The 15,314-nt window shown below is 39.8% G+C and carries 7 protein-coding genes; 6 read left to right on the top strand and 1 reads right to left on the bottom strand.

Annotation, left to right across the window (positions count from 1 at the left end; all coding sequences use genetic code 11):
* Nucleotides 1-25: 25 nt before the first annotated feature.
* From AUR67_RS00855 to AUR67_RS00840, 4 genes are all read left to right on the top strand, one after another.
* Nucleotides 26-2,692 carry a TonB-dependent receptor plug domain-containing protein gene (locus tag AUR67_RS00855; RefSeq protein WP_058583746.1) on the top strand — a complete coding sequence of 889 codons (2,667 nt, stop codon included), beginning with the start codon at nt 26-28 and terminating at the stop codon, nt 2,690-2,692.
* 242 nt (nt 2,693-2,934) lie between these two features.
* The gene (locus AUR67_RS00850) at nt 2,935-7,089 is read left to right on the top strand and encodes an ATP-binding protein (RefSeq protein WP_058583745.1); all 4,155 of its coding nucleotides are present in this window, start codon (nt 2,935-2,937) and stop codon (nt 7,087-7,089) included.
* Nucleotides 7,090-7,199: 110 nt separating this feature from the next.
* Entirely contained in the window at nt 7,200-7,505 is a 306-nt protein-coding gene (locus AUR67_RS00845; protein WP_054564036.1) for an H-NS family nucleoid-associated regulatory protein, read from the top strand.
* Nucleotides 7,506-7,573: 68 nt separating this feature from the next.
* Nucleotides 7,574-9,319: a DEAD/DEAH box helicase gene (locus AUR67_RS00840; protein ID WP_058583744.1), complete on the top strand. Its 1,746-nt coding sequence runs from the start codon at nt 7,574-7,576 to the stop codon at nt 9,317-9,319.
* A gap of 26 nt (nt 9,320-9,345) precedes the next feature.
* Here the strand turns inward: AUR67_RS00840 and AUR67_RS00835 are convergent, their stop codons facing one another.
* A complete protein-coding gene (locus tag AUR67_RS00835) occupies nt 9,346-9,678 on the bottom strand; it encodes a ribonuclease E inhibitor RraB (RefSeq protein ID WP_054564034.1) in 333 nt (110 codons plus the stop codon).
* A gap of 171 nt (nt 9,679-9,849) precedes the next feature.
* Here AUR67_RS00835 and AUR67_RS00830 point away from each other — a divergent pair, with 171 nt between their 5' ends.
* Nucleotides 9,850-11,577, top strand: coding sequence for an autotransporter assembly complex protein TamA (locus tag AUR67_RS00830; protein WP_058583743.1), 1,728 nt, complete (start codon nt 9,850-9,852; stop codon nt 11,575-11,577).
* Nucleotides 11,577-15,263, top strand: a complete 3,687-nt coding sequence (locus tag AUR67_RS00825) for a translocation/assembly module TamB domain-containing protein (protein ID WP_058583742.1) — start codon at nt 11,577-11,579, stop codon at nt 15,261-15,263. Before AUR67_RS00830 ends, AUR67_RS00825 begins: the two co-directional genes overlap by 1 nt.
* Nucleotides 15,264-15,314: the final 51 nt, after the last annotated feature.

The raw sequence follows: 15,314 nt of genomic DNA, 5'->3' as shown, positions 1-15,314 counted from the left end.
CATGGATATGACCAGGGAGAATCAAATGTTAAATAATCAAGTTTCAAAAGCAGTTCGCTTAGCGATTGCTTTTGGTGCAGCGTCAACTGCTGCATTTTCAGCTTCGTCTTTTGCTGCTGAAGAAGAAGGTGTAGAAAAAGTTGAGCGAATCGAAGTTACAGGTTCACGTATTAAACGAACTGACATTGAGGGTGCAAACCCTGTTGTTGTAATCGACCGTGCATCTTTAGATAATTCAGGTCAATTAAGTGTTGCAGACGTATTAAACCGTTCAACATTTAACTCATTTGGTTCGATTCAACCATCATCAGGTAGTACTGCGCAAAGTCAGGCAACAGTAAACTTACGTGGTTTAGGTTCTTCAAGAACACTTGTTTTAATTAACGGTAAGAAAATGCCAGGTTCACCTGTTATGGGTGGTGGTGCAGCTGACTTAAATACCATTCCTTTTGCTGCTGTAGAGCGCATTGAAGTTATGGGTGATGGCGCATCTGCGGTATATGGTTCTGATGCGATCGCCGGTGTAGTTAACATTATTTTAAGAAAAGATTTTGAAGGTGTTCAAGTTCAGGGTCGTATGGGTACTCCGAGCCGTGATGGCGGTGGTGATGAGTCATCATTCTCAATTATCACAGGTCTTAAATCAGAAAACTCTAATCTAGTATTCAGCTATGAGCATGATGAGCGTGATATTATTTTTGCTCGTGATCGTTGGTTCTCACGTGCAACAGACGATGGCTCAGGTACATTCGCTGGTACAACAGGTCAAAGCTGGTATGGCCGTAACATTCTAGATATGCAAACATTTGAGTTTAACCCAATGATCACTGGTCAAGACTGTTCGCAGTACGGTGATTCATTTGCTTATCATAATGATGCACCAGATTTCCCTGCTGACGACGGCTGTCACTATGATTATACTGCTGTTGCTGCTGACGCTGCTTCAACAAAGCGTGACTCAGTATTTGTTAACTTTGATTATGACATCAATGATGATTTAATCTTTAACTTCCGTTCATTACATTCGCGTAATGAAAGCTTTGGTCGTTTCGCACCAGCAGCAGGTTGGTTTACATTCCCTATTGCGCTTGCTGAAGACACAGAAAAAGGCTTAATGGCTGTTAATGAAGGCGACCGTGGTTATTACCGCTTTAATAACGTAGGTACTTCACGTGATACTTGGCAAGTTAGCAACATGGCTGATTGGAGTGCATCTTTAAATGGTATGGGTGATATGCTTGATTGGCATGTAGATGCACACTATAACCGTTATGAAATGAACGAGTGGGGTCAAGGCTATGTTCATCGTCCAAGCGTTGAAAATGCGATCATTGATGGTTGGGATCCACGTGACCCAGATCAATCTGCGTATGCTACTCAATTAGCAAATATTGCTGCAAATAGTAACCGTCGTTCTGGTAGTACATTACGTGAAGTAACTGCAGGCGTAAGCTTCAATGAGTTAGCTACTTTACCTGCAGGTGAACTAGGCCTATATGTTGGTGCAAGCTACCGTGAAACTGATTACTTTGACCAAGCGGAAGCTCAAAACGAAGCGAAAAACATCATTGGTACTGCTGGTGGTTCAGCGTCAGGTGACCGTACAGAATCAGCTGTATTTGCTGAAATGTTAATCCCCGTAGTAGACACATTAGAGTTAAACTTAGCTGCTCGATATGATGATTACAGCGATGTAGGTTCGTCATTTGTTCCTAAAGTTTCACTTAAATACCAGCCATTTGATGAGTTAGTTTTACGTGCTGCTTGGGGTGAAGGTTTCCGTGCTCCAACGCTGGAAGATCTGTATAAAGCACCACAAGAGTCAGCTTCATCAGCTAAAGATGTTGTGGTATGTACATCAGCAGGTACATCACGTTCTGATTGTCGTACTCAACAACATACAACTTACTTCATCGGTACTGATTCATTAAAACCTGAAGAATCAGAAAGTGTAAGTTTCGGTATGGTTTATAACATCACTGATAATATTGATATGTCAGTTGATTACTATGATATCGAAATCACTAACCAAGTTAGCTCGTTATCTACACAAGACGTATTTGACCTTGAGTTAGCTGGTCTTTTAGGTGACCCTGAAGATCCAAATGATAACGCTGCTGGTTATGACCAAGTATCTGTAGACCGTGGTGGTAACCCAACTGGTCGTTCGTTACTTGTTACTGCACCAATGGCTAACATCCCTGGTTTCTCTACAGATGGCTTAGATTTCAAACTTAACGCAGTATTTGACTTAGGTGGCGCAGGTTTACTTCGCTCTAAGTTTGCTTGGTCAGAAGTACTTAGCTATGAAGAGCCAGATATCATCGGTTACCCTAACGTTGATAAAATTGGCCGTGCTGGTTTACCAGAAAGAAGAATCAGCTGGGGCTTAACATGGGATATCGAAGCTCACATGTTAAACGTAAATTGGAACCACATTGCTTCTACAGCTGAAGAAACTGAAGATGCAAATGATGAAGGTACTAAGTTCAAAGCAGTTGGTGAGTTATCTTCGTATAACATTATCGATATTAACTATACTTACGCAACGCCTTGGAATCTTGATCTAACACTAGGTGTTAATAACTTAGCTGATAAAGATCCAGTATTGAACTCTGAATTAGACTACGACGATACTCTTTATAGCCAAGTTGGTCGTCTGTACTATGCAGGTTTCAAATTTAAGTTCTAAACGAACGATTTAAGTACATGTATATTAAAACCCTGCACTTGCAGGGTTTTTTCTTTTATAAACAGATTCACTATAAGCTTTACAGTTATAAAATAATTTATTTTTAAGGTTTAATTATTTACTTAAGCTCTTGCTCAGATTTATGTGCAGTTGTTTAAATCAATTTATGCTCTTATACTTAAAAAACCTTAATAAAAGCGATGTTTCAGTTGAGTTATTTCCATAAAATCATAGTGTTGTTTTTGACGCTGTGTCTTTCATTCGATGTCTTAGCCACACAACTCAAAGCGGGTATCGTTAACTATAATTTTTTTCCTTACCATACCCGTGATGCTGATGGGCAGTTTTCGGGGGTTATTGTTGGTTATAGTAATGAAATCGCTCGCTTAGCTGAAGCCGACCTTGAATACCGTGTTTACGACAGTTTAGATGAGTTGTTAGATGCGCTTAAAGTTGGTGAGATCGATTTTGCTGTAGGTCTAAACAAAACCGCACAACGCAAAAAGCATTTTTTATTTTCAACACCCTTCATGGAAGCGCCAAGAGGCATTGTCGCAAATCAGTCTATCGCAAATGATGCTTTGAAAAACTTAGCGAGCTTGCGTTGGGTGTGCATTACGGGGAGTTCACATTGTGAATATTTAGTTGAAAATGGCGCGCTATTTATCAATCGTTTTATAAAACCCGAAGACGCCTTTAAAAAAGTAGCAGATGGCTCGTTTGATGCCTTTATGGGTGATTACTCAGTATTATCTCATCAACTAAAAAATCGCTCTCAAGAAAACCTAAAAGTTGTGAGCCCAGTTTGGTTATCGAGCGAAACCTTGCATGTAATGTTTAATAAAAACAAAACAGCATTACGCAATCAGGTTAATTCGGTATTAGCCTCTATTTCACCAACCACGAAACAACTATGGGAAAGTTCTGCTAGTGAAGAATATTTAGCCGCTAAAGCGTATAGTCAATTTAAGCGTGATTTTAACCGTATTGATAAAAAAGAAGAAAACAATTACTTACTGACATTTTCTTTTGTCGATGGTTTGTATCCAATTCATGCGACAAGTAATTTAGGAGAAGCAGACGGCTATTTAAACGATACTCTTGAGCTTTTAGCGCAGCGCAGTGGCTTTCAGTTTAAGTATATACCTGCGGCTAATTCGAAAGAGTTGGAACGACTATTTTTAGCCAATAAAATTGATTTAATTCCGACCATGAACCCCACGAAAATTGATGAGGGGGTGTTGATAGCACTGCCAGCTCATTACAGTTTAGAGATGGTGTTAATCTCTAAACGAGCAAGCCAAACTAAACGAATTGGTTATTTAGAAGCGTTTGCTGACCCTAAGCAAAAGCTTGTAACGAATGAACTCGTTGAAACGGTATCATTTGACTCAATTAAAACGCTATTTTATGCACTGAGAAATGACAACATTGATGCTGTGATATTGCCGCAAAGTATTGCGGCATACCAATTAAACCAATTCTATATTGGCGAGTTTTATATTAATCCAAAATACCGTTATACCCAGCCTATTTATTTTTTAGTCAATAAGCACTTTTCAGAGTTTGCGACTTTGCTAGACAGCTTATTTAAAACATTGACCAGCAACGATTTTAGCCATGTTGTGAACCGGCATGGCATTTTTAGTATTGAACGTGGCTACGACCGTAAAACAGTGAATACCACGGCAATTCTTATTTTAATTTTAATTGCTGTGTCGGTGATTTATTTTATTAGCTGGCGGTTAACTATTAATCGTGAAATTGCAAAGCGTAAAGAAGCTGAAGAAGTGGCATTGATTAAGCTTAACTTTACCCAAAAACTCATTGACGACTTACCCACTATGGTGGTGATACAAGATCAGCATCAAAAACGCGTTATGTGGAATCGTGCCTACAAAGAAAATTTTGCTCATTTATGGGATGAAAATAACCAATATCTGCGCGGTGATATTAAAGTCGTAAAAAAACTAATTTCACAAAATGAACAAAGTTTAAATTCAGGCAAAGTCATTAATCAGCATATTAATTACACTAACAAAGCTGGCAAAGAACTGGAGCTGCTTTACACTAAAAAGCCGTATTTGGGGTTAGATGGTGAACTAGCAGGCATCATGACAGTACTTACTGATGTTACCGAGCACCGCCATTTACAGCGTGAGAATCAGTCAGTTCAACTGCTTCTGCAAACTATTACTGATACCATACCCGGCGGCGTATTCCAGTATGAGTATTATGACAATGGTGAGGGGTGTTATACCTATATAAGTAAGGGCGCGCAGAGCTTGTTAGGTGTCACTTCACGAATGATTAATCAGCGGGGTATGACGGGATGTATCTCGCCATTTATTGTTGATGAAGACCGCGTGCAAATCGCCAAAAGTTTTAAAGCAGCGACAAAGTTTAACAAACTGATTGATATTGAGTTTCGGATAAATAATCTCGGCCAGCAAATTTGGTGTCGATATATTGCTAATGCTGAAATTAATAAACGAGACGATAAGCAAGGCGTGCGTTGGAACGGGATCTTGCTGGACATCAGCTTACTTAAACGTCAACAAGCAGACTTAAGTAAAGCTACTCAGCTTGCACATCAAGCTGATCTAGCAAAAAGCCGCTTTATTGCCACTATGAGTCATGAATTAAGAACGCCAATGTCTGGGGTAAATGGCTTTATAGAGTTGTTAAAATCATCCCCCCTTGATGAAGAGCAGCATTACCTCGTTGACCACATTGACAGCTCTGTAACCAAGCTTCGCACATTAGTGGATGATATTTTATATTTTGCTAACACCACGACAGGCAATATTGAAGTTGAATTACGTGAGGTCGACCTAGAAGCACATTTATGTCGTGTTTTGCGTGCCCATGAATACCTAGCTAAGCAAAAAGGGCTTAAGTTTAACGTGATATGGCGCACAGCTGCTTATACCTTAGCTTCTGTTGACATAAGCCACTTGATGCAGGTTCTCTCTAATGTTTTAAATAATGCTGTGAAGTTTACTGAAAATGGTTCAATAAGCTGTGATGTGTTATTTGAGAAGCAGTCTTTAAAAATTGAAATATCAGATACAGGTAAAGGTATGACGGCTGAGCAGTTGGCGAATACATTTACCCCTTTTGAGCAAGCTGACAACTCAATTCAACGTCGCCATGGAGGTACAGGCTTAGGCTTGAGCTTGGCAAAGCAACTTGTTGAAGCAATGCAAGGTGAAATATCCATTTCAAGTACTTTTGGTAAAGGTACCAATGTTTACATTGCTGTGCCACTTAAAAGCGTCAGCAAACAAAAACTGCAGGCTGTATCAGTGAATTGGGCTGTGTGTTCTCAAGACCATCAGTTATTAAATAATCTAGCTAATATGGGGGTAAAGCATCATCAATTAAGTTGGCCAATAGATATAGAGGCATTTACACAGGAAGATAATATTCTTATTGATGAAAGCTATATTAAAACGTTGTGGGGCGCTAACTGGCTGCAATCAATCAGTACTGCAACCAACAACTACATTTTAGTCGCAAGTGCAAAAAAAGAGCATAGGCCGGCTAATTGTAGCTGTCATATTTTACCTATAGAGCCATTATATCCAGATACTCTAAGAGAGCTTTTAGATAATGTACATACCAGCAATGATGAGGGGTTGGCTGCGCAAAATGCTCAGTTACATGGGCAAATATTAATTGCTGAAGATAATAAAACAAATCAATTATTACTCGAAAAACAATGCCAGAAGCTCGGTATCAAAGCAGTGATGGTTGATGATGGTATTGCTGCACTCAGAGCACTTGAAACAGGACAGTTTGATTTATTACTAACCGACTGTCATATGCCTGACTTAGATGGGTTTAAATTAACGGAGCAATTACGCAATCAAGAAAAGTTTAAACATTTGCCAATTATTGGCTTTACCGCTGATGATTCAAAAGAATGTTTTAACAAAGCATTAAAGTCAGGAATGAATAGTGTTTTATTTAAGCCTTATAAACTTAATGAATTATATAATCGTCTAGCTGAGTTTATAGATTTAAGCTCTAATGATTTGCCTAATAGCAGTGAAGGCGTTGATATCAGTTTACAAGGTATAAAAGATAAGCAGCATTGGTTAACTGTTTTTGGTAATGAGAGTGATGCGAAAATGCTTGCCGACGTATTTATTAACAGTTTGCAAAGTGATTTAAATACTCTGCAAGAGCACTTGGAAGCTCAAAATTTAGAAAAGGTTTCTGCTGCAATACATAAACTTAAAGGCGCTATTGTTATGCTGCAATACCCACCTTTATCTGAGCTAATAGTGACAACAGAAAATACCTTTAATCAACAGCAAGATACATTAATAGTGGAACAGTTAATTACTGAGTTAAGGGATGTAATAGATAAAATAAAGCTATGGCTATAATAAAAAGATAGGATAAAAAATAAACATGGAATAGATTATTTCATTAAATCCACATATACTAGCTACTGTTGAACATTTAACTTAACTTTTAATACTTAAGAGAGCTCTCAATGAAAGAAATCCGATCTTTTGTGAAATCTGCGTCATTATCTGAATTAGAAAAAGCAAAACAGCTAATTGACACAGCAATCGAGAAATATACTCAACAGCAAGAAGCTAAAAAAGAAGTACTCGATCTACTAAAAGAAAAAGGACTTACATTAGAAGATTTACAAGATGTTGCTTCAACAGATAAGCGTACTAAGGTTAAACCAAAGTACCGCATCGAATTTAATGGCGAAATTGTTGAATGGACAGGCCGTGGCAAACGTCCTAAAGCATTCCAAGGTGTCGATTTAACAAAACACCTCGCTTAATTTTTGCTTTAAAGAATATCAAGGGAAGCGTATGCTTCCCTTTTTTATGTCGTTTATAGTCCGATAACATGAAGTACGTACTCAGACCCTACCAACAAGAGGCCGTAGCACGCACGGTTGCTCACTTTCGACAAACAGATGACGCCGCACTGATTGTTTTACCAACAGGGGCTGGAAAAAGCCTTGTTATTGCTGAACTTGCGCGCATTGCTAAACAAAAGATTATGGTGCTCGCGCATGTTAAAGAGTTAGTAGAGCAAAACGCCGAGAAATATATTAGCTTTGGTTTTAAGGCGAGTATTTTTTCTGCGGGGTTAAAGCAAAAGTCTTTAACAGAGCAAGTCACCTTTGCGAGTGTGCAATCACTGGCACGCAATACAGAAAAGCTCACTGATGCATACTCTTTGTTGATCATTGATGAATGCCACCGTGTAAGCGGTGATGAACAAAGCCAGTACGGGCTGGTGATAGCGAGTCTAAAAAAACAAAATCCCAATCTTAAAGTACTTGGCTTAACCGCAACACCATTTCGTATGGGGATGGGTTGGGTTTACCATCATCACTATCATGGTTTTGTTAGAGGTGATAAAGATGCACCGTTTAAAAAGTGTATTTTTGAGTTACCACTGCGCTATATGATCAAGAACGGCTATTTAACGCCGCCCCATGAAGTCGATGCAGCCATTAGCCATTATGACTTTTCATCATTACCGAGTGATTCATTTGGTCGGTATAGTATTGAGAATATGAATGCGTTATTGAAAGATAATACACGCGCAACAAAAGCGATTATCAAGCAAGTTATAGAATACAGTGAACAGCGTCATGGCGTGATGATCTTCGCAGCAACCGTAATGCATGCCAAAGAAATTACCAGTTACTTACCTGAGGATAGTACGGCACTTATCACGGGTGATACTGATAATAACGAGCGTGATCGAATTATTAATCAATTTAAAGCAAAAAAAATAAAGTATTTAGTAAATGTATCTGTACTCACGACGGGTTTTGATGCGCCTCATGTCGATTATATTGCGATTTTACGTCCCACCGAGTCGGTCAGTTTATACCAACAGATTGTTGGTCGAGGCCTTCGTTTAAGCGAAGGAAAAAAAGACTGCTTAGTTATTGATTATGCAGGTAACGGCTTTGATTTATTTTACCCTGAAGTAGGGAGTAAAAAAGCGCAAAGTGATAATGAGCCTGTTCAAGTGCTGTGTCCAGGCTGTGGATTTGCGAATATTTTTTGGGGTAAAACAGACAGCGAAGGCAAAGTGGTTGAGCATTTTGGTAGGCGTTGCCAAGGCTTGCTGGACGATGGTGAAGAACAAGTACAGTGCGATTATCGTTTTCGGTTTAAAGAATGTGAACAGTGTGGTGAACAAAATGATATTGCTGCAAGGCAGTGTCAGTCCTGTGGTGCCATGATGGCAGACCCTGATGATAAACTACGAGAAGCACTAAATTTAAAAGATGCCTTGGTATTAAGGTGTAGTGGTTTGTCAGCTCAAGTGCTCGCAAAAGGTTTACTTAAAATTAGCTATTATGATGAAGATGGAGCCAGTTGTGATGAGGTATTTAACTTAGCAAATGACACCGGACGATTTATTTTTAATAAGCAGTTTGGTAAGCGAGCAGCACCTGGTTTTACCCCAATGGATTGGCAAAGCGCGGAGCAGGTTGTCAATTTACAACAGCAACTACTTGCACCCGATTTTGTGATTGCGCGTAAAAATAAAAAATACGGTTGGAAAGTGGCTGAAAAGCTATTTGATTATCAGGGCAATTTTCGTAAGGCGAATCAATTAAATTGATCCCCTTACGAGATTGTGGGAATGGCTTATTCTTCTTCGGCCATCAACCCCCAACCATCGCCATAACCATTATGGCTATTAGCAATGCTTTCTAAGTATTGTTCTGTTTGGCTAAGTAAGGTGTGATCTGGCACCATCTTCACACGAGTAATTACTTCCCACACCCCTGTATCTGGGCATTTGGCTAACTCTGTTGAAGGGGCAAGTTCATCACTTGTAATGGCTTCAGCAAATTTTTCTGCTTCAGGCTTTTGTTCAAAAAGAATATAGAAATCGATAGTTTGCATACTGGTTAAATCGACACCAGCGTCAGCAATTTCAGCTAATAATTGACCGTTTTCGTCATCAGGGAAGTGCATTTAGTCGCTCATTCATTATAAATCTAGGTATTATCCGCTATTGTAGCGAAAATAATTGTTTAACGCGTACTAATTTTAACATTTCAATTATGTCAGTGGCTATGGCACTGTGCTAGTATCATTTTGTACTCATTTTAGATTATGATTCTTCCAAAAAAGTAAGGATATTTTTTGTATACTCGGCATTTCTTTTTTGTCTTTGTGTTTATCTGCTTTTCATACAGCCAGCACGCAATTAGTGCCTCAACTGTTATTAAAGATTATAAAATTCAGGGGATCAGTGATGAGCTCGAAAAAAACGTTGAGCTTTACATCAAGCAACTGGTCGATGAAAAAACTTCCAAGGCGTTAAGGCGTCATGCAAAAAGCCAAGTTGAAATGAGTTTAAAGGCGCTTGGTTATTATAAGCCGATAATCAAAATTAGTTTCGATGATGCTCAGCAGCTTTTAATTGTTGATGTTCAACGTGGTCCTGCTACCCGTATTGCAGATATTAACGTGACTATCACGGGTACCGGTAAAGATGACGCTGAATTCATGTCTGCCGTCAACAGTATCAAAATCAAACAAGGTGACTTTTTAAATCACGGTAAATATGAGGCCGCAAGAAAACGCATTGAAAGCCAACTATTAGACTTAGGTTATTTTGATGCAAAATGGCATGAGCATAAATTGGCAGTTTCGCTAAAAAATAATAGCGCAAAAGTCATTTTCAATGTCGATACTGGGCCCCGTTATCAGTTTGGTGACATCACAATTGGTAGTGAAACCCCAGCCGAAAAATACATTCGTTCGCTGGCTGAATTTAAACAAGGTCAACCTTATAAAGCGACCGAGATTTCTGATTACAACCTAGCACTGTCGAGTACCCCTTACTTTGCGAGTGTTCGTGTGTATGCAGACATCGCAAAACGTAAAAATAACCAAGTACCTGTGAATGTTGATGTATTACATAAACCTGCCAATAGTTATGAAGTAGGTGGCGGTTATAGCACTGACCTTGGACCAAAAGTCCGTTTCAAATGGACCAAGCCTTGGATCACTGAAGATGGCCACTATTTAGAAAGTAACCTCAATGTATCTGAGCGCCAGCAAGATATTTCACTTGGCTATACGGTGCCAGTTGACGACCCTAATGATGATCTTTGGCGCTTTTCTGTGGGTTACAAGCTCGAAGATGAATTAACCAATGATTTATACAGTCGTATATTCACGGGACAGCTTCAGCGGCAGTGGCTCACTGATGACGATTGGGTACGTACTGCTTTTTTAAGACGCGATTACGAGACCTATCGAATAGGGGATGAAGAGCAAAGCGCAAAAATGCTGATGCCTGGTATTAGTTATGCAAAAAAAGACACCGAGGGGGGCACAACGCCTTATGAAGGCTATCAATGGATGATGTCAGTAGAGTTTGGTTTAAAAGATATGATGTCTTCAACCAATATTTTGCGCTTACAACTGCAAAATGCCTGGTTAACTACTTTTGCAGATCGCCATATGCTGTTTTTAAGAGCCAACCTAGGTGCCATGCTGGTCGATAATATAAATGATGTGCCGTTATCACTGCGTTTTTATGCCGGTGGTGATCAGAGTGTACGTGGTTTTGCCTATGAATCTATCTCCCCTGAAAATGAGGAAGGGCGCTTAATTGGTGGTAAATATTTAATGAGCGGCACTGTTGAATATAACTATCAATTTGCTGAGCATTGGCGCGCAGCCTTATTTGTCGATAGTGGTACTGCGACAAATGATTTTAGTGACCGCGTTGAAGTCGGTGCCGGTTTTGGTGTTCGGTATTTAACGCCGGTTGGCCCTGTGCGTATCGACCATGCTTGGGGTTTAACAAAAGAAAGTAAAAGTACCCGATTAAGTATTACCATAGGGCCTGAAATCTAATGAAGATGTTAAAAAAGATAACCAAGGTTCTATCAATCACGTTGGCAAGTTTGCTAGTTATTGTGTTTTGTTTATTATTCACCGCACCCGGTAATCACTTTATTGCATATACAGCGAATAAGTTAGTTGATGGCTTAAAAATCAACCTGCCATCTGGGCGTTTTTTATATAACGATGCGTTTGATGTTCACTTTGAAAATCAAGGTATCAAGCTTGATGCAAAGCAGCTAAAAATTGATTTATTCTGGTGGCGTTGTGATGGTATCTGCCTAGATAATTTAAGTGCCCAGTCGATTGATCTAAGCATTAAAAGCCAAGCTGTATCAACTGAGCAGAGCACTGAAGCAGAGCCTGAAGCTGAGCAAGTTGGTCAAATCAACTTACCAATGAAAGTTGCTGTTAAGCGAGTTGCAATTAATCGCTTTAATCTTGCGCATCCGAGTGCCGATGTAACAGTCAACAAATTAAACTTAAGTGGTCGCGGCGAAGCATCGGATATTACAGTGGATACACTGACCATTGCTGATGTTGCTGTGATGCTACACGAAGCAAAAGAGCAGCCTAAATCAGCCCCATTAACTGAGCTGCCAGCATTACAAGCAATTGATATTACGCTACCGATTAATATTGAATTAAAGCAATTTCAAATCAGTAAAGTTGCTGTTACCCCTTATGGTGCTGAAGAGGCTCAGCTAGTCGAAAATATCGAATTAGTTGCGTCTGCTAAGGGGAGCGATATTAATCTTGAAAAGCTTGCTGCAAGTTATCAGCAATGGCAATTGCACTCTAATTTAATGGCAGAGCTTTCTGGTGAAAATACAATTGAGGGAGCAGTGTCTGTAAAAAGCACTGAGCATCAAGCGAAGTTATCGCTTTCAGGCCCGCTTGAGGATTTAACGTTAGATTTAGTAACGCAAGGAACGTACCCAGCAGAGTTGAAAGGGGCTGTGAACCTAAAACAAACAAATTACCCATTTGATTTAACAGGCCAGATAGCAAAGTGGCAAATTACGACAGATACACAACAGTTGCAATTATCAGACTTTGATTTAAAAGCGAAAGGCCATGCCGATGCTTATGCTGTCGATTTGAGCTTAGTCACGCAGTTAGGTGCATTACCTGCGATGACCGTGAAATCGCAATTACAGGGTAGTTTAACAAACGCAAAACTTGAGCAGTTAAGCCTCAATGCGAATGACAGTAAAGCAGACATTAACGCATCAGTTGATTGGTCGAACGGGGTAAAAAGCGAGTTTAAAGGGGTTTTAAGCCACTTAAAAGCCCAGTACTTAACGGATGCACTAAGCAGTGATTTATCTGGTGAATTTAATGGTTCATTTAATTTACAGGCAGGTGAGTGGCAGCTTGCCTTAGATAACACGCAATTAAATGGTTCAGTTAATGAAGTGCCAGTGACCTTGTTGTCGGATTTTGAACTTGATAGCAGCCTGCATGCGAGTTTTAAAAAACTTGAAGTGAAAAGCGGCAAAAATGAAATTGCGCTATCGGGACAGGTTGATGACGTATGGCGTGTAGACGGTAAATTGCGTCTAGATGCCAGTGGTCAAGATATCTTGCCTATGCAAGGCAAGGGCTTTGCAGATTTGAGCTTACGTGGTGAGCGCCTTGCGCCAACGGTTGATTTAAATCTAGTTCTTAATACATTGAGCTATCAAGATATTCAGGTTGATGGTTTAACATTAAAAGGGCAATTTGATTACGCTGCAGACTGGCAAACGGATGTGTCACTGGTGCTTGATTCTGCATCTATTAGCGAACACAAAATTAATCAAATTGAGTTAGATGCCAGTGGCGATAGAACAGATCACCATTTAACGTTTTTACTCGATGCAGATCAAGGCAAGGCATCATTTGATGTAGACGGTAAATTTAATAAAGAAACCTGGCAAGGTGCGCTGAGCCAGATTCTTGTCACCGATAATCAGGTGCGCTTTGGCACTGATAAACCGTTTAATATTCAAGTAAATACCAAAACCTTTGACTTTAATGTAGGCGCGCATTGCTGGCAAAGTGATAACTCAAAACTATGCTTTGAGACCTTGCAGCAAACTGAGCAATTAGGCCAGTTAAATGCACAGCTTGCAGCGCTATCTATTGCTGAATTTAAACACTTCTTACCGGATAACTTGAAAGTAACAGGCGATGCAAATGGGGAGTTTGTTGCTAATTGGAATAATGGTGCATTGAAAACGATTCGTGCCAATATCAAAACTCAGCAGCTGGAAGCATCTTTAATTGATGACGCAAATGTTTATAAATTACCGATAGAGGTTTTAGATATCTCGGCAATGAGCGATGCGCAAACGGGTAAACTTAATGCCACAGTTGATTCATCTGTATTAGGTAAAGTGACGTCAGAGCTCAATATTGATGATATTCAAAATCAACAGACCTTAGCGGGCGACTTGGTTATTGAGAAAGTTGAGTTAACAAATCTACGTCCTTTTATTGCTTCACTTGAGCAACTAACAGGCGACATAAAAGGCCGGTTAGCAATCGCAGGTACTTTAAAAGAGCCATTACTCAATGGCGATTTTGATGTCGAAAAAATCAATCTAGAAGGGGCAACCTTACCGGTGTCGCTGCAAAACTCTTATGTGAACATTGCCTTTAATAACCAAAGTGCGAAGCTCACGGGAGAGCTTAAAGACACGGAAGGGGGCGCGCTTAATTTATCTGGCGGTGTTGATTGGCAGCAAGACTTACCGGACGTTGACGTGAGATTAAACGGTAAAGAGTTTTTTGTGCGTGCTCAGCAAGATGTCACCTTTAAAGTGTCTCCAGATTTAACTATGTCGTTAAAAAATAATGCGTTTAATCTTGATGGCCAAGTCGTCGTGCCATGGGGACGTATTGCGATTGAAGAGCTACCAGAAGGTGCTGTGCAAGTCAGCGATGATGAAGTCATTGTTGATATTGAGCAGCAACAGTCAGAAAAAGTTCCCTTTGATTATGCTATTAACTTAAAGGTGTTGGTTGAGAATGATGTGCGCGTTGACTCGTTTGGCTTACAGTCGAAAGTTGAAGGTGACATAAACATCAGCATGGACCAAGTTACGCCGATGATAGCAACGGGTGAGTTGAACCTAGTTCAAGGTACCTATCGTGCTTTTGGTCAAGACTTGCAAATTCGTACCGGTCAGGTGGGCTTTAGCGGCTCAATTGATAAACCGTACTTGAACATTAAGGCAATTCGTAATCCAGACAACACCTCGAATGGCGTGATTGCGGGTATTACCTTAACTGGTAATGTTGAACAGCCTTCATTAAAAGTATTTTCAGAGCCAGCGATGGACCAAGCCCAAGCATTGGCTTATTTATTAAATGGTCAACCTCTTGATGAAGGAGATAGTTCAACCGATGCGATGCTCACCCAATTACTGCTTGCCCAAGGTGTAAACCGTAGTGAAGGTGTGGTATCTAAAATTGGTGAAAGCTTTGGTTTGTCTGATGTCAGCTTAAGTTCAAGCGGCAGCGGGGATGACACCAAAGTCGAAATATCTGGTTACGTTACTCCGGGTATTCAAGTGAAATACAGTGTTGGCATCTTTGATTCACTAAGTGAAGTGGCAGTTCGTTATCAATTGTTGTCGCAATTGTATATCGAGGTCACTAGTGGCCTTTATCAAAATGTTGATATTCTTTATAAATTTGATTGGGACTAATACCTCTACTTGTGATCAAACATCGCTTTTACTTGCTTATTAGGGCATAAG

The sequence above is a fragment of the Pseudoalteromonas sp. XI10 genome (genome assembly GCF_001469895.1).
GTDB lineage: Bacteria > Pseudomonadota > Gammaproteobacteria > Enterobacterales > Alteromonadaceae > Pseudoalteromonas.
The sequence above is the reverse complement of the archived record's forward strand: the minus strand, read 5'-3'. Positions and strand labels throughout refer to the sequence as shown.